17 protein-coding genes and 1 tRNA gene are annotated in these 18,976 nt (G+C 68.8%); 7 read left to right on the plus strand and 11 right to left on the minus strand.

From position 1 onward, the window contains the following. Positions 1-15: 15 nt before the first annotated feature. Entirely contained in the window at positions 16-1,533 is a 1,518-nt protein-coding gene (gene putP / locus ITJ61_RS08360; protein WP_194685945.1) for a sodium/proline symporter PutP, read from the minus strand. Positions 1,534-1,669: 136 nt separating this feature from the next. Between putP and ITJ61_RS08365 the strand changes: the two genes are divergently transcribed. Then, the gene (locus ITJ61_RS08365) at positions 1,670-2,590 is read left to right on the plus strand and encodes a LysR substrate-binding domain-containing protein (protein WP_194685946.1); all 921 of its coding nucleotides are present in this window, start codon (positions 1,670-1,672) and stop codon (positions 2,588-2,590) included. A 28-nt stretch (positions 2,591-2,618) separates the two neighbouring features. On the opposite strand, the gene ITJ61_RS08370 is transcribed toward ITJ61_RS08365, so the two are convergent. The 5 genes from ITJ61_RS08370 to ITJ61_RS08390 form a co-directional block, all read right to left on the minus strand. Further along, complete coding sequence (locus ITJ61_RS08370; protein ID WP_194685947.1) at positions 2,619-3,536, minus strand: DUF808 domain-containing protein; 918 nt, start codon at positions 3,534-3,536, stop codon at positions 2,619-2,621. Between the two features lie 77 nt (positions 3,537-3,613). Continuing rightward, complete coding sequence (locus ITJ61_RS08375; protein WP_194685948.1) at positions 3,614-5,230, minus strand: ABC transporter ATP-binding protein; 1,617 nt, start codon at positions 5,228-5,230, stop codon at positions 3,614-3,616. Next, positions 5,227-6,150, minus strand: a complete 924-nt coding sequence (locus ITJ61_RS08380; protein WP_104305920.1) for an ABC transporter permease — start codon at positions 6,148-6,150, stop codon at positions 5,227-5,229. The genes ITJ61_RS08375 and ITJ61_RS08380 overlap by 4 nt, the downstream gene beginning before the upstream one ends. Next, entirely contained in the window at positions 6,147-7,112 is a 966-nt protein-coding gene (locus ITJ61_RS08385; protein ID WP_104305919.1) for an ABC transporter permease, read from the minus strand. Before ITJ61_RS08385 ends, ITJ61_RS08380 begins: the two co-directional genes overlap by 4 nt. A gap of 82 nt (positions 7,113-7,194) precedes the next feature. After that, positions 7,195-8,724: an ABC transporter substrate-binding protein gene (locus tag ITJ61_RS08390; RefSeq protein WP_194685949.1), complete on the minus strand. Its 1,530-nt coding sequence runs from the start codon at positions 8,722-8,724 to the stop codon at positions 7,195-7,197. Positions 8,725-8,882: 158 nt separating this feature from the next. Between ITJ61_RS08390 and ITJ61_RS08395 the strand changes: the two genes are divergently transcribed. Continuing rightward, a complete protein-coding gene (locus ITJ61_RS08395; RefSeq protein WP_194685950.1) occupies positions 8,883-9,626 on the plus strand; it encodes a DUF1028 domain-containing protein in 744 nt (247 codons plus the stop codon). On the opposite strand, the gene ITJ61_RS08400 is transcribed toward ITJ61_RS08395, so the two are convergent. Beyond that, entirely contained in the window at positions 9,623-10,222 is a 600-nt protein-coding gene (locus ITJ61_RS08400) for a helix-turn-helix domain-containing protein (RefSeq protein ID WP_104242870.1), read from the minus strand. The genes ITJ61_RS08395 and ITJ61_RS08400 overlap by 4 nt on opposite strands. 113 nt (positions 10,223-10,335) lie before the next feature. Between ITJ61_RS08400 and ITJ61_RS08405 the strand changes: the two genes are divergently transcribed. The 3 genes from ITJ61_RS08405 to ITJ61_RS08415 all read left to right on the plus strand — a co-directional run bounded on the left by ITJ61_RS08405 (position 10,336) and on the right by ITJ61_RS08415 (position 13,292). Then, positions 10,336-10,698: a hypothetical protein gene (locus ITJ61_RS08405; protein WP_323744318.1), complete on the plus strand. Its 363-nt coding sequence runs from the start codon at positions 10,336-10,338 to the stop codon at positions 10,696-10,698. 151 nt (positions 10,699-10,849) lie between these two features. After that, complete coding sequence (locus tag ITJ61_RS08410) at positions 10,850-11,698, plus strand: CPBP family intramembrane glutamic endopeptidase (protein WP_194685951.1); 849 nt, start codon at positions 10,850-10,852, stop codon at positions 11,696-11,698. 91 nt (positions 11,699-11,789) lie between these two features. After that, positions 11,790-13,292, plus strand: a complete 1,503-nt coding sequence (locus ITJ61_RS08415) for an FAD-dependent oxidoreductase (protein ID WP_194685952.1) — start codon at positions 11,790-11,792, stop codon at positions 13,290-13,292. Here the strand turns inward: ITJ61_RS08415 and ITJ61_RS08420 are convergent. Continuing rightward, positions 13,289-14,590: a dicarboxylate/amino acid:cation symporter gene (locus ITJ61_RS08420; protein ID WP_194685953.1), complete on the minus strand. Its 1,302-nt coding sequence runs from the start codon at positions 14,588-14,590 to the stop codon at positions 13,289-13,291. The two genes, ITJ61_RS08415 and ITJ61_RS08420, sit on opposite strands and share 4 nt — an antisense overlap. A 245-nt stretch (positions 14,591-14,835) precedes the next feature. Here ITJ61_RS08420 and ITJ61_RS08425 point away from each other — a divergent pair, with 245 nt between their 5' ends. Then, positions 14,836-15,576 (plus strand): FadR/GntR family transcriptional regulator, encoded by a 741-nt coding sequence (locus tag ITJ61_RS08425; RefSeq protein WP_194685954.1) that lies wholly within the window; start codon positions 14,836-14,838, stop codon positions 15,574-15,576. Positions 15,577-15,709: 133 nt separating this feature from the next. On the opposite strand, the gene ITJ61_RS08430 is transcribed toward ITJ61_RS08425, so the two are convergent. The 3 genes from ITJ61_RS08430 to ITJ61_RS08440 all read right to left on the minus strand — a co-directional run bounded on the left by ITJ61_RS08430 (position 15,710) and on the right by ITJ61_RS08440 (position 17,453). After that, positions 15,710-15,799, minus strand: a tRNA-Ser gene (locus tag ITJ61_RS08430). Positions 15,800-15,884: 85 nt separating this feature from the next. Next, complete coding sequence (locus ITJ61_RS08435; RefSeq protein ID WP_104299625.1) at positions 15,885-16,343, minus strand: hypothetical protein; 459 nt, start codon at positions 16,341-16,343, stop codon at positions 15,885-15,887. Between the two features lie 153 nt (positions 16,344-16,496). Further along, on the minus strand, positions 16,497-17,453 hold the full coding sequence (locus ITJ61_RS08440; protein WP_194685955.1) for a diacylglycerol/lipid kinase family protein: 957 nt from the start codon (positions 17,451-17,453) through the stop codon (positions 16,497-16,499). A 121-nt stretch (positions 17,454-17,574) separates the two neighbouring features. Between ITJ61_RS08440 and radA the strand changes: the two genes are divergently transcribed. Further along, positions 17,575-18,903 carry a DNA repair protein RadA gene (gene radA, locus ITJ61_RS08445; RefSeq protein WP_104242905.1) on the plus strand — a complete coding sequence of 443 codons (1,329 nt, stop codon included), beginning with the start codon at positions 17,575-17,577 and terminating at the stop codon, positions 18,901-18,903. The last annotated feature ends 73 nt before the right edge of the window (positions 18,904-18,976 follow it).

The following is an 18,976-nucleotide window of genomic DNA, read 5'->3' on the forward strand; positions in this document are numbered from 1 at the left end:
CGCGGCTCGCGGCCGCTACGCCTCGACCTTCTCGTCCTCGACGGCGTCGGCCTTCTTCACGACCAGCGTCTTGGCCTGATCGAACTCGGCATCGATCTCGGGGTCGCGCTTGTACGTGAGGAGGCTGACGACGACCGAGGCGATGAGGCTGACGACGACGCCAGGAACGATCTCGTAGAGGTCGGTCCCGAGGGCGGACCAGGCGAACACGGTGATCGTGCCCGCGACCATGCCCGCGAGCGCTCCCCAGTTGGTGAGCTTGCGCCAGTAGAGGCTGAGGATGACGGCGGGGCCGAAGGCCGCACCGAAGCCGGCCCAGGCGAAGCCGACGAGGCTGAGGATGGTGCCGGTCCGGTCGAAGGCCAGGACGCCCGCGACGACCGCGACGGCGAACACGCACGTGCGACCGAGGATCACGAGCTTCCGAGCGGAGGGCTGCCTCTTCGCGATGACCATGTACAGGTCCTCGACGAGCGCCGACGAGCACACGATGAGCTGGCTCGACATCGTGCTCATGATGGCGGCGAGGACAGCGGCGAGGATGAAGCCGCTCACGATGGGGTGGAACATGACCTGCGCCATGACCAGCGTGACCGCCTCGGGGTCGCTCAGCTCGATGCCGTTGCGCTGGATGTAGGCGACGCCCACGATTCCTGCCGTGACGGCTCCGACCATGGAGAGCGTCATCCAGGACATGCCGATTCGGCGTCCCGCCTTGGCCGAGCCCGGGTCGCGCATCGCCATGAACCGGACGATGATGTGCGGCTGGCCGAAGTAGCCGAGGCCCCAGGCGAGCGCCGAGACGATGGCGAGCGTGGTCACCCAGTCGAGTCCGTCGCCGGGGATGAGCCCCGTGTGCTCGATGCCGGACGCGACGATGGCCTCGGAGACGCCGCCGAAGCCCCCGAGCGTGAAGATGGCGACGACGGGGATCAGGACAAGCGCGAGCATCATCATGAGCCCCTGCACGACGTCGGTGAACGACGCCCCGAGGAACCCGCCGAAGAGGGTGTAGAGCAGCGTGACGCCCGTGACGAGGAGCATCCCGACCAGGTAGTCGCCGCCGAATGATCCCTCGAAGAACACGCCGCCTGCGACCATGCCGGACGAGATGTAGAAGGTGAAGAAGATGAGGATCACGACGCCGCTGACGATGCGGAGGAGGCGCGAGCGGTCGCGCAGGCGGTTCTCGAAGAAGCTCGGGATGGTGATGGAGTTCTTCGCCACCTCCGTGTAGGCGCGGAGGCGCGGGGCGACGAAGCGCCAGTTGAGGTAGGCGCCGATCGTGAGGCCGATGGCGATCCAGGCCTCGATGAGTCCGGAGATGTAGATGGCTCCGGGGAGTCCCATCATGAGCCAGCCGGACATGTCGGAGGCCCCGGCGCTGAGCGCCGCGGTGCCCGGGCTGAGGTTGCGGCCGCCGAGCATGTAATCCTCGTGATCCTTGGTCTTGCGGAACGCGTAGAGCCCAATGCCCACCATCGCCGCGAAGTAGATCGCGAGGGCGATGAGCTGGAAGGTCAGATCGGACATCGGCAGTGACTCCTTCTGGAAGCGACGCGTCGACCCCGGTGGATACGCGCCCTTTCCAGTGTTGCTGGCGTGATTGCGGACGAATAGCGAAGATAGTCGAAACGAACTCATCGATGAAATCGAAAGGTGGCGCAAGATGTGGGACCTCCGCCGCCTCCGCCTGCTGCGAGAGCTGCAGCTGCGAGGCACCATCACTGCCGTCGCGGCCTCGCTCAACTTCAGCGCGTCGACCGTCTCGCACCAGCTGGCGCAGCTGCAGCGCGAGGTGGGCGTTCCCCTGCTCGTGCAGGATGGCAGGCGCGTGCGGCTGACGCCGCAGGGGGTGACACTCGCCGAGCACGCCGCGCGTGTGCTCGACCTGGAGACCCGCGCTCGCGATGAGCTCGGCGCGATGCGCACGGGCACCGAGCGGGTGCGGGTGGCCGCGCTCGAATCCGTCGTCCGCGCGCTGCTCCCCCGGGCCCTGACGCTCCTGGAGCAGACCCGTCCGGACATCCGGGTCGAAGTGGACGCCGTCTCACCTGAGGAGGGGCTCTTCGAACTCGAGGCGCACCGGTACGACCTCGTGGTCGCCGAGGAGTATCCAGGCCACACCAGGCCCCACGCGGAGGGCATCGAGCGTGAGGTCCTCGGGTTCGACGCGATCTCGCTCGCGACCGCCGGAACGTCTGGAGCCACCTCGATCGCCGACTTCCGCGGTAGCCCCTGGGTGATGGAGCCCCCGGGCACCGCCGCGCGTGACTGGGCGGAGCAGCAGTGCAGGGCGGCGGGATTCGAACCGGAAGTGCGGTACGTGGCCAGTGACCTGCACACGCACCTGCGCCTCATCGCCGCGGGTCACGCGGTTGGCCTCGTCTCCGAGCTCGTGGGCGCCGCATCTGGCGGCGGGCTGCGCTTCCTGGACCTCCCGGGGCGGCCCCACCGGGATATCTTCACGGCGACGCGTGGGGCGCTCCGCGATCGAGACAGCGTGCGTCTCGTCAGGGATGCGCTTGGCACCGCGTTCTCGGAGCTCGTCGCGGCAGGCGCCGCGACGGAACCCGGCGTGCCGGACTGAGCCGACCATCCGGCCCCGCAATGCGTCGTTAGTGCTTCTCGACGCCGGGAGCTTTTGCGGTCGCGGCCGCCTTGGGCTTCTTCGGCAGGATGCGTCCGACGAGCAGCGTGATGCCGACGACGACCAGGCCGACGACGAGACCGACGATGGCGGAGATGAGCGTGTCGACGAGCCAGACGACGACGGCACCGGCGTTCATGAGGGCGTGCTCGATCTCGTGCAGCAGGTCTGCAGGCGCGTGCCAGCCGACCTCGCCGACGTTGATGATGACGAGGTGGCCGCCCACCCAGAGCATCGCGACGGTTCCGACGATGCTGATGACCCGGAAGACGGCGGGCATGGAGCGCACGATGCGCACGCCGAGGTGGCGGGTGCGGCGGTCGCGGCGGGTCGCCATGTGCAGGCCGACGTCGTCGATCTTGACGAGCAGCGCCACGGCGCCGTAGACGAGGGCCGTCATGGCGAGCGCGATGACGACGAGGGCCGCCAAGCGCATCCAGAACCCCAGCTCGGGGTCGAGGTTCGACAGCGAGATGAGCATGATCTCGGTCGAGAGGATCAGGTCGGTGCGCACCGCTCCCGAGACGAGCTTCTTCTCGTCACGCGGATGGTCCTCGTCGAGCGCGTGATGGTGGCCGAACCACTCGGTGACCTTCTCCGCGCCCTCGAAGCACAGGTACACGCCGCCCACGATGAGGAGGTAGGGCAGCACCCAGGGCGCGAAGGCCGTCAGCAGCAGCGCGATCGGGATGATGATCACGAACTTGTTGAAGAGGCTGCCCTTGGCGATGTTCCACACCACCGGCAGCTCCCGTGCTGGCGTGATGCCCTGCACGTACTGCGGAGTGACGGCGGCGTCGTCGATGACGACTCCCGCCGACTTCGCCGAGGCCTTCAGCGCAGCGGTGAGGATGTCGTCGACGACGGCGAGCAGTCCAACGGGCACGGTGTTCTCCTTGGTGTTCTGGTGCAGCGCGGAACGCGGCAGACAGAGCTTACCCGCGGTGTGCGAGAGCAGGGAGGTCAGGACGGATGCGCGTTCAGGCTTCTCGGGAGCTCCGGCGGGATCGCCGCGAGGAGCTGCTTCGTGTACTCCTCCTTCGGGGCGCCGAAGATCTCGTCGGCAGGGGCATGCTCGACGATTCGCCCGCGCTGCATGACGAGCACATCGTGACTCATCTCCTCGACGATCGCGAGGTCGTGCGCGATGAAGAGGTAGCTGAGCGAGAGCTCGTCCTGCAGCCTGCGCAGCAGCTCGAGGATGCGGGACTGGATGGACACATCCAGAGACGCCGTCGACTCGTCGAGGATGACGATGTCGGGCTCGAGCGCGAGTGCCCTGGCGATCGAGACCCGCTGCCGCTGCCCGCCGGAGAGCTCGTGCGGATACCGGCCGATGAAGTCCCGCGGCAGCTCGACGAGGTCGAAGAGCTCGTCGATGCGCACGGAACGCGAACCGCCAGCGGGGAGGCGGTGGACGCGCAACGGCTCGGCGACCGACTGGCCGACGGACATGCGGGGGTCGAGCGAGGAGAACGGGTCCTGGAAGACCATCGCGATGCGGCGCCGCAGCTGGTTGTCGGCCTTGAGCACATCGAGGCCCTCGAGCGTCGCTGTGCCGCCCGTCGGCTTGACGAGGCCGGTGAGCGCGTTCGCGATGGTCGACTTCCCGGAGCCAGACTCGCCGACGATGCCGAGCGTCGTCCCCTGGCGCAGCTCGAACGAGACGCCGTCGACGGCGTGCACGTGGCTGCGGCCCTTGGGGGTCTGGATGGGGAAGCGCACGTCGAGCTCGGAGACCCGGAGGATCGTCGTCGCGTCCGGCCTCGCTGGGGTGGGCTTCGCCTTGCCGAGCCGGGGCCTCGCTGCGAGCAGCTCCCTGGTGTACGGATGCCGTGGGGCCGTGACGAGGTCGATGGCGCCGCGCCGTTCGACGGCCGCGCCGTGGCGCATCACGAGCACCTCGTCCGCGACCTGCGAGATGACTCCCATGTCGTGGCTGATCCAGATGACGGCGGTGCCGTGCTCGTGCTGGAGCGTGCGGACGAGATCGATGATCTGCGCCTGCGTGGTCACATCGAGGGCGGTGGTCGGCTCGTCGGCGACGAGCAGGCCGGGGTCGCAGGAGAGCGCGATGGCGATCATGACGCGCTGCCGCTGCCCGCCGGAGAGCTCGTGCGGGTAGGCGTCGAAGCGAGCTTCGGGCTCTGGGATGCCGACGGATTCGAGGAGCTCGATGGCTTTCGTGCGCGCGGCGCGGCGCGAGAGGCGTCGGTGCGTCTCGAGCGACTCGGTCAGCTGCCGGCCGAGGGTGAGCAGCGGGTTGAGCGAGGTGCTCGGGTCCTGGAAGACGAAGCCGATCCCGTTGCCGTGCACGCTCCGCAGGGTTCGAGCGGATGCGCCGATCAGCTCAACCTGCCCGAGCTTCTGGTCGTTGAGCGTGCTGGTGCCCGTGACGCGGGCGCCTGGCGCGTCGAGGAGTCCGGTGGCGGCGAGGACGGTCATCGACTTCCCCGATCCGGACTCCCCCACGATGCCGAGCGTTCCGCCCGGCTCGATCGAGAAGTCGATCCCGCGGACGATGTCCTTGCGGCCGATGGAGACCCGCAGGTCGGCGACGCGGAGCGCTGGAGCGGTCATCGCTTCCTCCTTGACTCGATGAGGGTGCGCTGCTTGGGGTCGAGGACGTCGCGCATCCCGTCGCCGAGCAGGTTGAAGGAGAGCGCCGTGATGAAGATCGCGACGCCGGGGAAGAGGCTCATCCACCAGGCCTGGCTGATGAAGCCCTGCGCGGCGAAGAGCATGCCACCCCAGGAGGGGGCCGGCGGCTGGATGCCGAGGCCGAGGAAGGAGAGGGCCGATTCGGCGAGGATCGCGAAGGCCAGGGAGAGCGAGGTCTGCACGATGATCGGGCCGGTGATGTTGGGCAGCACGTGGCGGCCGAGGATGCTCGCCCATGGCGTGCCCATCGTGCGGGAGACCTGGACGTACGGCTCGACACGGACGGAGAGCGTGCTCGCTCGGGCGACCCTCGCGAAGATCGGCGTGTAGACGATGCCGATCGCGAGCATGGTCGTCGCGAGTCCTGGCGCGAGGATCGCGACGATGGCGAGCGCGAGCAGGAGCACGGGGAACGCGAACATGACGTCGACGAGGCGCATGAGCACGGTGTCGAGGAGTCCACCCGCGTAGCCGGAGATGACGCCGACCAGCACGCCGACGACGAACGCAAATGCGACGGACACGAACGCCACCTGCAGGGAGACGCCAGACGCGATCATCACGCGGCTCAGCACGTCCCGTCCGAGGTCGTCGGTGCCGAACCAGTGCGCGGCGCTCGGCGGCTGGAGCTGGTTCGCGACGTCGACGTCGTTGACGCCGTATGGCGCGATCCAGGGGCCGAGCAGGGCGACGAACACGACGATGAAGAGGAGCACCGCGCTGACGACCGTCACGGGGTTGCTGAGGAGGAGGCGCCAGGCGGCGACGCGGGTGCGTTCCTCCGGTGCGGGCGGGCCGGATTCCGCCTGCCGCGTGGCTTCTGGGTTCTGTGCGGTCATGAGAGCCGGATCCTCGGGTCGACGAGCGCGTAGAGCACATCCACGATGAAGTTCACGGCGAGGAACATCACGGCGATGAGCAACACGGAGCCCTGGATGAGCGGGTAGTCGCGGGAGGAGACGGCGTCGTAGACGAGGCGTCCGAGCCCTGGCCAGGCGAAGACGACCTCTACGACGATGACGCCGCCGAGGATCGTGGCGAGCTGGATGCCGGCGATCGTGAGGACGGGCACGAGCGCGTTCCTGACGATGTGGCGCATCGTCACCGTCCACGCCGAGAGCCCCTTGGACTTCGCGGTGCGGACGTACCCCATGGACGCCACCTCGAGCACGGCCGAGCGAATGTAGCGGGTCATGATGGCGCCAGCGACGAGGCCGACGGTGAGGCCGGGCAGGAGCACGTGCCTGGCCCAGTCGCCAGGGTCATCGCCGATCGACGAGTAGCCGCTCGAGGGGAGCCAGCCGAGCGTCGACGAGAACAGCCCGATGAGCAGCATGCCCATCCAGAAGTCCGGAATCGAGACGCCGAACTGGCTCGTGACGCGGATGACGCCGTCGCTCACGCGCCCTTCCCGCAGCGCCGACCAGATGCCGGCGGGCACGGAGATGAGGAGCGCGATCACGAGCCCGACGCCGGCCAGCGAGAGCGTCGCCGGCAGGCGCTCGAGCAGCGTCGTCGTCACGGCGTCGCCGTTGCGGAAGCTCACGCCGAGGTTGCCCGTGAGCGCGTTGCCGACGTAGGAGAAGAACTGCTCGAGGATGGGCCGGTCGAGTCCGGACGCCGCCCGGAGCGCGTCGTACGCCTCCTGCGTGTACCTCGTGCCGAGCGCCAGCCGAACTGGGTCGCCCGGCACGAAGTGCACGAGGGAGAAGACGACGACGAGCACTCCGAGCAGCACGATCGCCGAGTAGAGCAGGCGCCAGCCGAGGAACGCGGCGATGGAGCCGAACGACATTCTCATTGGGTTTTCCCCTCGTGGACCCTGTGTCCTGGGTTGTTGTCTTGCTGTGTTGCCGTCTCGCCCGGTTGCTGGGCGGGGCGGGCTACGGGGTCAGCGTGGCGTCGCGGAACCGCGTCGCCCGGTCAGCGCGCGCCTCGTAGTCGCCGAGGGTCGGGCTCCACACCTGGATCACCGACGGGTTGTACAGGTAGATGTAGCTGGCGTCGTCGGCGATGATCGTCGCGGCCTGCGCGTACAGCTCCTTGCGCGCAGCCTGGTCGGTCTCCGTGCGGGCCGAGTCGAGCAGCGCGTCGACCTCCGGGTTGGAGTACTTCTGGGCGTTGCTGCCGCCGTCGCTGTGGTGCTGCGAGTAGTAGAAGTCGTCCGGGTCGATGTTGCCGAGCCAGCCCATCATGAGCATGTCGAAGTTGCCGGAGTTCTGCTCGTCGAGCCAGGTCGAGAAGTCGGGCTGCCTGATCTCGACGGTGATGCCGAGCGGCTCGAGGTTGGATGCGATGATCTGCGCGGCCGTGACGGTCTCGGGGTACTCGCTCGTCGCGAGCAGGTCGAGCGTTCCGCCGGTGAAGCCGGCCTCGCTGAGGAGCCGCTTCGACTCCTCGATGTCGGTCGAGTACTTGTCGTACTCCGTGTACCAGATGCTGTCCTGCGGGATGGCGAGCTGGTTGGCCTCGGCGGTGCCGTAGCTGACCGCCTGCACGATGGCGTCGCGGTCGATGGCGTAGGCGATGGCCTGGCGGACGCGTGGGTCCTGCCACTGCTCCTTGCCCTCGTTGAGTGCCAGGTACCAGTAGTCGCTCGACGGGTTCTGCCCCAGCTCGATGGACTCGTCGCCGCTGAGTTCCTCGACCTGCTGCGCGGGGACGACGTCGGTCCACTGGATCTCACCGCTCTTGAGTGCGGCGAGCGCCGTCGAGGGCTCGGAGATGAACTGGAACTCGACGCCGCCGATGCTCGGGGCGCCGTCCCAGTAGTCGGGGTTGGCGGCGAGTTCGATGCGGTCGCCGCTCGTGTAGCTCGCGAGCGAGAAGGGGCCGGTGCCGACAGGCGCGTTCGTGATCTCGCCGGATTCGACGTTGGACTGCTCGACGATCGCCATGCCCTTGAACCCACCGAGGTTGGAGAGCAGGTTCGGGGTCGGCTGCGAGACGGTGATGACGACCGTCGAGTCGTCGGGCGCCTCGACGTTCGTGACGGCGTCGAACTTCCACGCGTTGGCGAGCTCTTCGTCGATGATGCGGTTGTACGAGTAGACGACGTCCTCGCTCGTGAAGTCGGAGCCGTCGTGGAAGGTGACGCCGTCGCGCAGCGTGAAGGTCCAGGTCAGCTGGTCGTCGCTGGTCTCCCAGGACTCCGCGAGCGCGGGCTGCATCTCGAGGTTCTCGTCGGGTTCGACGAGGGTGTCGTAGACGTTCTCGAGCACCTGGAACGAGAAGTAGGAGGACGTCTTGTGGGGGTCGAGCTGGTCGGGTTCCCCGCCGATGGCCGCGTGGAGCACTTCGCCTTCGACGGCGTCTCCGCCACCGAGGTCGACGCTCTCGCCGGCCGAGCATCCGCTCAAGACGAGGAGCGCGCCGATGGCCGCGGCTCCGATCCCTGCACTTCGTCGTTGCATGATGCACTCCACTTCGTTCATTTTCGTGAATGTTTCATCAGTATGTGGCACGCTTGGGCGAGGTACAAGGCCGCAGGGCGGCCGAAACAGGATCGTCACAAACGATTCCAGTGCCCGGGGTTCCCTCCTCGAGGCGCGCTGCTGAGACGAGGACGAGCATGACCTTCACACTGCTGGCACGCGATCGCACGGCGGGCCTCCTCGGCGCCGTGACCGCAAGCCGATCCCTCGCGGTGGGCAACGCCGTGCTCGCCATCGATCCGACCGTGGGGGTCGTCGCCAGCCAGGCGTGGACCAACAGAGCCCTGCGAGGCCGCATGCTCGACGCCCTGGCGGCTGGCGAATCGCCCGACGCCGTCGTCGGCCGAATCGCCGAATGGGACGAGGCTCCCCAATACCGACAGACGGCGGCACTCGACCTGAGCGGACGCACGGGCGCGTGGGTGGGCGACCTCACGAGCCCCTGGACGGGCCAGCGCCACGGCGCAGGCTACGTGACCGTCGGCAACCTGCTCACCGGGCCAGAAGTGCTCGACGCCATCGCCGACTCCTTCGAGCGCAGCGCCCCGGAACCCGGGTCCCCCGAGCTCGAGCAGACGACCGCGATCGCCGTGTTCGCGAGACGACTGCTCGTCGCGCTGCACGCCGGCCAGAGCGCGGGCGGGGACGCGCGAGGCCGGCAGAGCGCCGCGATCCTCGTCGCCACCAGGCAGGAACGTCGCATCCACCCGCCGGAGCTCGCGGTCGACCTGCGCGTCGACGACCACACCCACCCGGTCGACGAGCTCGACCGCCTGCTCGAGCTGCGCATCCACGACCTTCATGAGGCGCTGGTCTCGAGCTCGTCCGTCGACGCCGAGCCGGAGAGCTCCCGCAGGGGCGAGGGCTCGACGCAGGCCTAGCGCTCGAAGGGGCTCACGGCTCCGATCACGACCGTCTCGCCGTCGTGCTCGTTCGACCACCAGTGGGCGGTCGAGCATGCGTAGGTCGCGGTGTCCCCCGCCTCGAGGACAACCCGCTCCTCGCCGTGCACCACCATGAGGCGACCCGAGAGCACGGTGACGCTCTCCGTTCCGATATGCCGGAACGGGCGGCCCGCGTTCGTGAAGCGCGGCGGCAGCACGGACCGGATGAGCTGCAGCGTCGACTCGCTGCGGGGCGTCAGCAGCTCACGGACCGCGCGCTCGTCCTCCGGGACATCGGTGGGAGTCGGCAATCGCAGCCGTCGGTCGTGGGTGACGACGGCGAAGTCGGGTGCCGGCGGTTCCAGGAGCTGCGTGATGGGCACGCCGAGCGCGGTCGCCAGTCGCTGGATCGAGCCGAGCGACGGATTGCCGATGCCGCGCTCGAGCTGGCTGATGAGCCCAAGGCTCACACCCGCCTGCTTCGCGAGCGCGTGCACGGAGAGGTCGAGGCGCTTGCGGCCGGCACGGACCGCGAGCCCGAGCGAGGTGACCGCGAACTGCTCTTCGTCCTCGGATCCTCGCGGGTCTGCCATGCCGCGAGTCTACCGACGCAGCTTGCCTAGGCTGGGTGCATGCGTGATCGTGCGGTTCCCAATCTCCCCTCGAGGCACTTCGATGCGACGCAGCTGAACCTCATCGGAGCATCGTGAGCAACCGCCCCATCGCCCAGCTGCCAGGTGCCGCCCGGATGCTCTGCCTCAGCCGCCGCAGCGGCGAGCTCTGCACGCGTCGCGCGGGCCACGCCGGCCTCCACAACCGGACGGGGTCGAGCATCCTCTGGAGCGATATCGACGCGGACGCACCCCGGTGCCCGGCGAGTGGGTCGGCCGCGGTTCCGGCGCCGAGACTCCCGGACGGCTACCCCAACGGCCGAGCTCTGTGCGGCGTCTGCTTCGCATTCGTCACGCTCGACGACGGTGCCCTGTCGGCACACGACTCGTGGCGCGGCGATGAGTCACGCGAAGAGGCCGACCGACGCCGAGCGTGGATGAACACGCACGGCTGGTGAGCCTCGCACGGCGCGGGCGCGCAGTCCCCTCGCCTCCATCGCGGGCCCACCGACTGGCTAGGATCTCGTGACAGGCCGCGAGCAACGCCCGAGGCGACCCCTCCCCGACTCCCCTGATCCCCGACTCCCCCCGACGACTTGGAGCGCGCCCATGAGCGGCCGAAGCGAAGACCCCTCGACGTCGACGTCGATCTCCCCCTGGAAGCGCTTCTGGGAGCGCGGCGGCTGGTGGAAGGCGACGCTGCTCGTCGTCGTGTACTACGCGCTCTACCAGCTCGGGGGCTTCCTCTTCGTGCCCTTCAGGGGCGACCCGGCACCCGGTTCCGCCTCCGCGCTGCTCTTCGACTACATCCTGCCGATCGCGTTCGGCGGTGCGCTGCTCGTCGCCTTCGCGCTCTCACTCGGCTGGCTGCGCGAGCTGTTCGCGCGGCAGCCGATCAACGGCAGGGGGTGGATGTGGATCGGCGTCGCCGTCGTCCTCGTCTTCAACGTGCTCCGCTTCGCGTCGCTCGACTACGCAGCGGCTGGGTTCGATGTCGTCGCTGCCTGGCTGGTCGCCGGCCTCTGCATCGGCTTCGCCGAAGAGGTGCTGACACGTGGCTACGTCGTGAACCTCATGCGCAAGGCCGGCCACTCGGAGCTCGCGACCGCGCTCGTCTCGGCCGCGCTGTTCGCCGGACTGCACTCGGGGAACCTGCTCGGCGGGCAGAGCCTCCTGGCAACGGGCATCCAGGTCGTGTACACGTTCGCGTTCGGCATCTGCATGTACCTCACGCTGCGGGTCACGGGCCACCTCATCTGGCCGATCCTCCTGCACGCGAGCACCGACCCGAGCATCTTCCTGCTGACCACGCACCCGGGAGACGGGCCCCTGGCGACGTTCGCCGGATTCGGGAACATCCCGGTCATCCTCTTCGGCCTCGTGGCGATCATCTTCATCCGCGGACGAGTCACTCCGCCCGCGGTTCCGGGACTGCCTGAAGGCGCGCCACGCGACTGACGGCGCGCACCCTCGTCGCGAGCTGAAGTCAAGGGGTCTGGAAACTCCAGGGGCACCTGCGACGCTCAACCGGATCACACCGGGAGCCCACATGACCTCGATCTGGCACGACACCACCGCTCGCCCCATCACGGACCCCTCCGACGAGTTGCCGAGCAGAAGCGACGTCATCGTCGCGGGTGCTGGCATCGCGGGACTGACCGCGGCGGTCCTCCTCAGCGAGGCCGGGCTGAAGGTCACCCTCGTCGAGGCGCGCACCATCGCAGCGCTCGCGACGGGCAACACCACCGCGAAGTTCTCGCTGCTGCAGGGATCGCAGCTCTCCAGCGTTCGAGCGCAGCGCGGCCACGAGATCGCGGCGGCCTACGTCGAGGCGAACAGGCTCGGACTCGACTGGGCGGCAGCGTTCTGCGCCGAGGAGGGTGTGGGCTGGCAGACGAGGCCGGCCGTGAACTTCGCCACGACGAGGTCCGGGGCGAGAAAGGTGGACGAGGAGCGTGCGGTCGCCGAGGAGCTCGGGCTGCGCGTCGAGACCGGCGGACACCACGGGCTGCCCTTCACGGTCGAGAACTTCTTCGCGGTCCCCGGCAACGGGCAGCTCGACCCGTACGAGCTGTCGATCGCGCTGGTCGCCAGGGCTCGCCGGGCAGGCGCGAAGGTCGTGGAGGGGCTGACCATCACCGCCGCGTCCCAGCACAAGGCGCACGTCGAGGTGCAGGCGACGAAGGCACCGAACGCCGACCTCGTCTCGTTCTCCGCGTCGCACCTCATCCTCGCCACCGGCTTCCCCGCGCTCGACCGCGGCCTGCACTTCGCGCGCCTCACCGCCCACCGCTCGCACCTCGTGTCGTTCAGATCGGAACGCGAGGTGCCGACGGGCATGTACCTGTCGATGGACTCGGGCGGCCACTCGTACCGACAGTTCCGTCGCGGCGACGACGACTACCTGCTCGTCGGCGGGGCCGGACACCAGGTGGGGGCTTCCATCTCGTCACGAGCACTCGTCGACGCCCTCATCGCCCAGGCGCACGAGCGCTTCCCCGGCCTCAACGAGACCCACCGGTGGGCCGCCCAGGATTACACGAACGTCGACGCGACGCCGCTGTCCGGCCCCATTGACCCGCGCGACGACCGCATCCTCGCTATGACCGGGTTCGCGAAGTGGGGCATGACCAACGGCGTCGCGGCCGCCCACGACCTCGCTGCCCGCATCCTCGGCGGGCGGGCCGAGTGGATGAAGACCCTCTTCGATCGTGCCCCCAGCGCGAAGGGCGCCCTGGGGCTCGCTGAGCGCGGCGCGCACACCGCGGCCAGGCTCACGAGCGAATGGGGCAAAGCGCTGAGCCACGCCGACGACGCGGCACCCGCGGAGGGCGAGGGACGCGTCGGTCGGGACGGAGTGCATCCGGTCGCGACGAGCACCCTCGGCGGAACGACACGCACCGTCTCGGCAGTGTGCCCGCACCTGGGAGGTGTCGTCGTGTGGAACGACGAGTCCTGCTCGTGGGACTGCCCCCTGCACGCTTCACGCTTCGAGGCGGACGGGACCCGGATCGAGGGGCCCGCCACGACGGGCCTGCCCCGTGTTCCCTAGTCGACGGCGTCAGCCTTCTCGAACTTCCCCCTGAGCTCATCGAGCTCCAGAGCGTCCGTGGTGACCTGCTTCTTGTCGTCGTAGACGTCCCGGTCGATCTCGTTGGTGGCGTTGGCGACGAGCATGGCGACGAACGTGTCGCCGTTCACGTTGAGGAACGTGCGGAAGATGCCCGCGAACCAGTCGACGGCGATGAGGAGGCCGACCGCCTCGAACGGGAGGCCGAGCGAGGTGGCCAGGAACATGGCGACGACGGGGAAGCCGCCCGGCACGGTGATGGTGCCCATGTTCAGGAGGATGGCGAGGGCCATGCCGAGCACGATCGTCCCGAAGTCGAGGGTGATGCCGCCCGACTGCGCGAGGAACATGACGACGATCATGTAGTTGAGCACGGCGCCGTATGACCCCATCGTGAGGCCGACGGAGAGCGTGAAGTTGGCGACGGGCTGGCTGACGCCGACCTTCTCGATCGCCGTCTTCAGCACCGTCGGGTAGGTGACGGCCGAGCTGGTCGTCGTGATGGCGATCATCGTCTGGTCGCTGAGCTTGGCGGGAAGCCGCGCGGGGTTGAGCCCAGTTCGCAGCCACACGACGACCACGAAGAGCACGAGCAGGATGAGCACCCCGATGAGGGTCGAGCCCAGGTACTTGAGTCCGCTCGTCACGACGGCGAACCCGACGGTGCCTGCGAGGTTCGCGAGCAGGCAGAAGACGCCGATCGGCGCGATGATCATGACGAAGCGGATCATCGTGAGGACGATCTGCTGGATCTGGTCGAAGAAGTCCAGCACGAGGCGGTTGCCGGTCTTGGCGATGAAGGCGTTGAGCGCGACGCCGAACAGCAGCGAGAAGATGATGATCGGCACCATCGTGGCCGTCGACATGGCCGCGAAGATGTTCGTGGAGACGAAGTTCACGACCGTCTCCTGCCAGCCCGTGGCCTCGGCCGCGGACTCCTGCAGCGCTGGGTCGACCGCGGCGGAGAAGTCGATGCCGGCTCCGGGCTGGAGCACGGCGCTGATGCACCAGGCGAGGATCGCGGCGACGACGGAGAAGCCGATCATCCACGTGAAGGTGCGGGCGGCCATCCGACCCATGCCCGAGCCGCTCATGGCCCCGGTCGCGACGATGACCGAGGTCATGACGAGCGGCACGATGGCCATCTGGATGAGCCGGATGAAGAGGTCGCCGACGAACTTGAGGTTCGCCGCCCACTCGCCCACGAGCAGACCGAACACGATGCCGAGGATGGCAGCGGACCCGATCTGGAGGGCGGGGTTCTTCAGGGTTCTCTTCACGGTGTCCTCCGGGCGACTGACGGTGAGCGGCGCAGAGCTGCGTCGGTGCGACCCAAGCTAGGGCCGCCAGAAGCCGCACCTCAGCGAATTGGTAGGACCGTTACACGCTGTTCACGTGGCGCCTCAGGCCGTAACACGCTCTTTACAGGAGCGGGCATCTCCCGCCGCGAATGGGCCTCCAGTGCGTGCCACACTGAGGACGTGGTGACGGTCGCCACACCACTCACGCGAGAACAGGTGACCCCGTGACTGACACGACCGACCGAGCCCTCGGCCCGCTTCCCCGCACGCGGGCGCTCATCGCGGACGACATCGTGCTGCACCTGGAACGCCTCATCGTCGGGGGTGACCTCGAGCCAGGAGCACCCCTGCCCCCGGAGCGCAGTCTGGCGCTCGAGCTCGGCGTCTCGCGCAACGCGCTCAGGGAAGCCCTGACGCGACTCGAGGGCCTGGGCCTGCTCGAGCGCCGCCACGGGAGTGCCAATCGCGTCAGCCGCGCTATCCCCCTCACCGCCACGCTTGCCGGCAGGCTCCAGGCGGTGCAGGCCGACTACGACCACTCGGCGGAGTTCCGCGCCCTCGTGGAACCGCGCATTGCACGGCTCGCGGCCGAGCGCATCGACCGGAAGCAGCTGGCGACGCTCGGAGAGCTGCTCGCGCGCTCGGCCGACGAGATGGATGCCGACCTCTCCGCCAGACTGGACATCGCCTTCCACACGGCCATCGCCCAGGCCACCGCGAACCCCCTGCTCGCGACGCTCGGCGAGCTCACGGCGTCCTGGACCGTCGAGGCACGCGTGCTCTCGCACCTCGAGGGGGCAGGACGCAGGGTCTCCCACGAGGGTCACTCGCGCATCTTCGCCGCCCTCTCCGCTCGCGACTCGGAAGCGGCCGAGTACGCCATGCGCATCCACCTCTCGGAGATCCGGGACGTGATCGAGCAGGCTCGGAGCGAGGATGCCCACAGCACACACCCGCAGCGGTAGGGGGCCTCGAGGACCGTGTTGGTCCAACCAATCTCAGGCCGTCGAAGAGCTGAGCCAGCCGAGGCGACGCTGCCCTGAACAGCAGAAAGGCCCCGGCTCCCTTGCTATTGCAGGGAAGTCGGGGCCTTTCAGATGGCGGTGACGGTGGGATTTGAACCCACGGTAGAGTCGCCCCTACACAACATTTCGAGTGTTGCACCTTCGGCCGCTCGGACACGTCACCGTGAGGAATCTTATACCGAGACCAGGGGTGCGCCGCAAATCGAGCCGCCCAGGCGTGTTCTCAAGAGGCCAGCCGGGGCGGACTCTCAGACGATCGGGATCTGGAACGTCTCGGTGAAGGGCGGCAGCGCCACCGTCGACACGTAGGAGACGTTGGCCCCTGACGGACCGGTGACCCGGAAGTTCGCGACCAGTGTGGTGACGCCGGAGTCGACGGTGGCGGTGAAGCTGCCATCTCCGTTGTCCGTGAGGACACCACCCGTGATGGCCGTGTTCACGATCGTGACGCCGGCATCCGGAGTGATGACCACGGTGGAATTGTCGGGGAGCACGGAGTCGTTGCCGTCTCCGTCATCGCCCGTGAGCGTGAACCGGGCGACGTTCCCGCTCACGACGCTCGTCGAGCCACCCGTGTACCAGGTGTTCGCGAGGGGGACGGGCGTCGAGGCCACGGCGATCGGCGCCGCGACCGTGATGGCCACGGCCGGGACGGACCAGGCTGCGCCGGCCAGAAGGGTACGACGGGAAGTGCTGTCAGCAGACACGAGGATCCTGTTCGAGAGGGGGGAAGCACGCAGGGGGATGGACGAGTCGGCAGATGGGGAATCGGCTCGGCCAGGTGGATAGTCGCACGCGCGAGAGGATTCGCGTTGCCCCTTGCATTTCGACGTCACAAAACGTATGCGGCCTCGACCGGTCTACCGACGCGTTCCGGTCTCGATCAGGCGCACAGCTCCCGCGTCGATGCGGAGATCAAGCGTGCAGGCGGCCCGGCCCGGCCCGCGGAGCTCCTCGCCGTCGGCGTAGACGAGCACGCCCTTCGGCACCAGCACGCGGATGCCCGTCAGGCGCTCGAAGGTGACGGCCGGGAGGCGCGTGTGCAGGCCGGCCATGGCGAGTGGGAAGAGCGTGAGCAGGCCGATCCTCGGGAGCCCGCCGACGACGAACAGGTCGAGGAGCCCGTCGTCGATGACCGCGTGCGGCGCGACTGCGATGCCGCCGCCGATCGACGAGCCGTTCAGCACCGTGAGCATCTCGGCGGCGACCGACTCGCCAAGGCCGCCATCGATCCGAACACCGAACTCGAGCGGCTCGAAGTGCCGCACGGACTCCAGCAGGGCGGCGACGTAGCGGACCGTTCCCGGCAGACGCCGCAGCTCGTTGGCGCGCCGATTCACGACGGCGTCGAAGCCGATGTTGACCGAGTTGACGGCCACATGCTCGGCGCCGTCGAGCACCAGTCGCATGGCGTCGACGCTCCGGGTGCTCGCGGTGCCGGTGCGCAGCGCGGTGAGCATCCGCTCGATGCCGACTGCTGGCACGCCGCGTTCGATCCCGGCGGCTCGAGCGAAGTCGTTGCCCGTGCCAGCTGGCACGACCCCGAGAGGGACCTCGGTGCCCGCGACGAGGCCGGCCCCCATCGACACCATGCCGTCCCCGCCCTGCACGATGAGCGCATCGGGGCGACGCTCCCCACCGAGCTCGGCCACAGCCTGCCGTCGCAGCTCCTCGAACGAGTCGGCCGCCACGAGCACGACCTCGAGATCCGGCGAGGAGGCGGCGCCAGCTCCCCCGGCGAGGCGCCTGCCGAGGTGCGCGGATGCGCCCAGCCCAGCCGCCGGGTTCACCACGTACAGGACTCTCTGCGCTCGCACGATCCCATTCTGCACGCACCCGGTCCCCGCGCGACCTCACCCCGCAGTCCAGCGCCCGAGAATCGCGCCGCCACGGGCCCGCTGACGCGCCAGTGTCGGTGGTGCCGCCTAGCCTTGGCACATGCCTCCCAAGACCAAGCAGCAACCAGCGTTCAAGTGCACCGAATGCGGCGCAGCGTCGCTGAAGTGGTTCGGGCAATGCCCCGAGTGCCAGGCCTGGGGCACCCTCGTCGACCGCTTCGAATCGCAGACCGCTGGCCGCATCCAGGCGGCCACGATCAGCGAGTCACGCGCCGCACGTCCGATCACCGAGGCGCCTATCGACAACGTCGCCCACCGCCCGACGGGCATCGGCGAGTTCGACCGCGTGCTCGGCGGTGGACTGGTGCCTGGCGCCGCCATCCTGCTGAGCGGCGAGCCCGGCGTTGGCAAGTCCACGATCCTCCTCGAGCTCGCGTCACGCGTCGCCGCGAAGGGCACGACCGTGCTGTACGCATCGGCCGAGGAGTCCGTGAACCAGGTGCGGATGCGCGCCCAGCGCACCAACGCGCTCCACGACACCCTGTACCTCGCGAGCGAGACCGACCTCTCGACCGTCCTCGGCCAGATCGAGCGCCTCGACCCTGGCCTCATCATCGTCGACTCCGTGCAGACCGTCGCGAGCGATACCGTCGACTCGCTCGCCGGCCAGCCCAGCCAGGTGCGCGAGGTCGCATCCGCCCTCATCCGAGTCGCGAAGACCAGGGGCGTGCCCGTCATCATCGTCGGCCACGTCACGAAAGACGGCACGATCGCGGGGCCCCGACTGCTCGAGCACCTGGTCGACGTCGTCGCCCACATCGAGGGCGACCGCCACACGGCGCTTCGCTTCGTGCGCACCATCAAGAACCGCTTCGGCCCCACGGACGAGGTCGGCTGCTTCGAGATGACCGGCGAGGGAATGACGGAGGTGCCAGACCCCTCAGGACTCTTCCTCAGCGAACGCCCCGAGCCGGTCAGCGGCACGTGCGTGACCGTCGCGCTCGAGGGGCGACGCGCCCTCCCCGTCGAGATCCAGGCGCTCGTGCAGAAGACCAACGCCCCGAACCCTCGCCGCGTCACCAACGGCGTCGACACGAGCCGCGTCGCCATGCTGCTCGCCGTGCTCGAACGACGCACCAAGCACAAGCTCTCCGAGTACGACGTCTACGTGTCGACTGTCGGCGGGGTCAAGCTGCAAGAACCCGCGGCCGACCTCGCCATCGCCATCGCCATCGCCTCCTCCATCCGCAACCGGCCCGTGCGCGACGGCACCGTCGTCTTCGGCGAGGTGAGCCTCGCCGGAGAGATCCGCCGTGTCGCATCCGCCAACCTCCGAGCGGCCGAGGCCAAGCGCATGGGCCTCGCCCACGTCGTCGACCCTTCCATCGGCAGCATCGACCGCGCCCTCACGGCCGCGCTCGGCAACTGACCGCAGACCTCTCACTCGGAACGCGAGCCACCCGAAGGCTCGAGGAGTCCAGAAACGCGAGTAGGCCCGGAGC

It is taken from the genome of Pseudoclavibacter sp. VKM Ac-2888, assembly GCF_015351285.1.
Lineage (GTDB): Bacteria > Actinomycetota > Actinomycetes > Actinomycetales > Microbacteriaceae > Pseudoclavibacter.

Coding starts and splice junctions, on each gene's coding strand:
- putP (WP_194685945.1), bottom strand. CDS start 1,533: ATGTCCGATCTGACCTTCCAGCTCATCGCCCTCGCGATCTACTTCGCG.
- ITJ61_RS08365 (WP_194685946.1), top strand. CDS start 1,670: ATGTGGGACCTCCGCCGCCTCCGCCTGCTGCGAGAGCTGCAGCTGCGA.
- ITJ61_RS08400 (WP_104242870.1), bottom strand. CDS start 10,222: ATGGCAGACCCGCGAGGATCCGAGGACGAAGAGCAGTTCGCGGTCACC.
- ITJ61_RS08385 (WP_104305919.1), bottom strand. CDS start 7,112: ATGAGAATGTCGTTCGGCTCCATCGCCGCGTTCCTCGGCTGGCGCCTG.
- ITJ61_RS08395 (WP_194685950.1), top strand. CDS start 8,883: ATGACCTTCACACTGCTGGCACGCGATCGCACGGCGGGCCTCCTCGGC.
- ITJ61_RS08375 (WP_194685948.1), bottom strand. CDS start 5,230: ATGACCGCTCCAGCGCTCCGCGTCGCCGACCTGCGGGTCTCCATCGGC.
- ITJ61_RS08415 (WP_194685952.1), top strand. CDS start 11,790: ATGACCTCGATCTGGCACGACACCACCGCTCGCCCCATCACGGACCCC.
- ITJ61_RS08390 (WP_194685949.1), bottom strand. CDS start 8,724: ATGCAACGACGAAGTGCAGGGATCGGAGCCGCGGCCATCGGCGCGCTC.
- ITJ61_RS08410 (WP_194685951.1), top strand. CDS start 10,850: ATGAGCGGCCGAAGCGAAGACCCCTCGACGTCGACGTCGATCTCCCCC.
- radA (WP_104242905.1), top strand. CDS start 17,575: ATGCCTCCCAAGACCAAGCAGCAACCAGCGTTCAAGTGCACCGAATGC.
- ITJ61_RS08380 (WP_104305920.1), bottom strand. CDS start 6,150: ATGACCGCACAGAACCCAGAAGCCACGCGGCAGGCGGAATCCGGCCCG.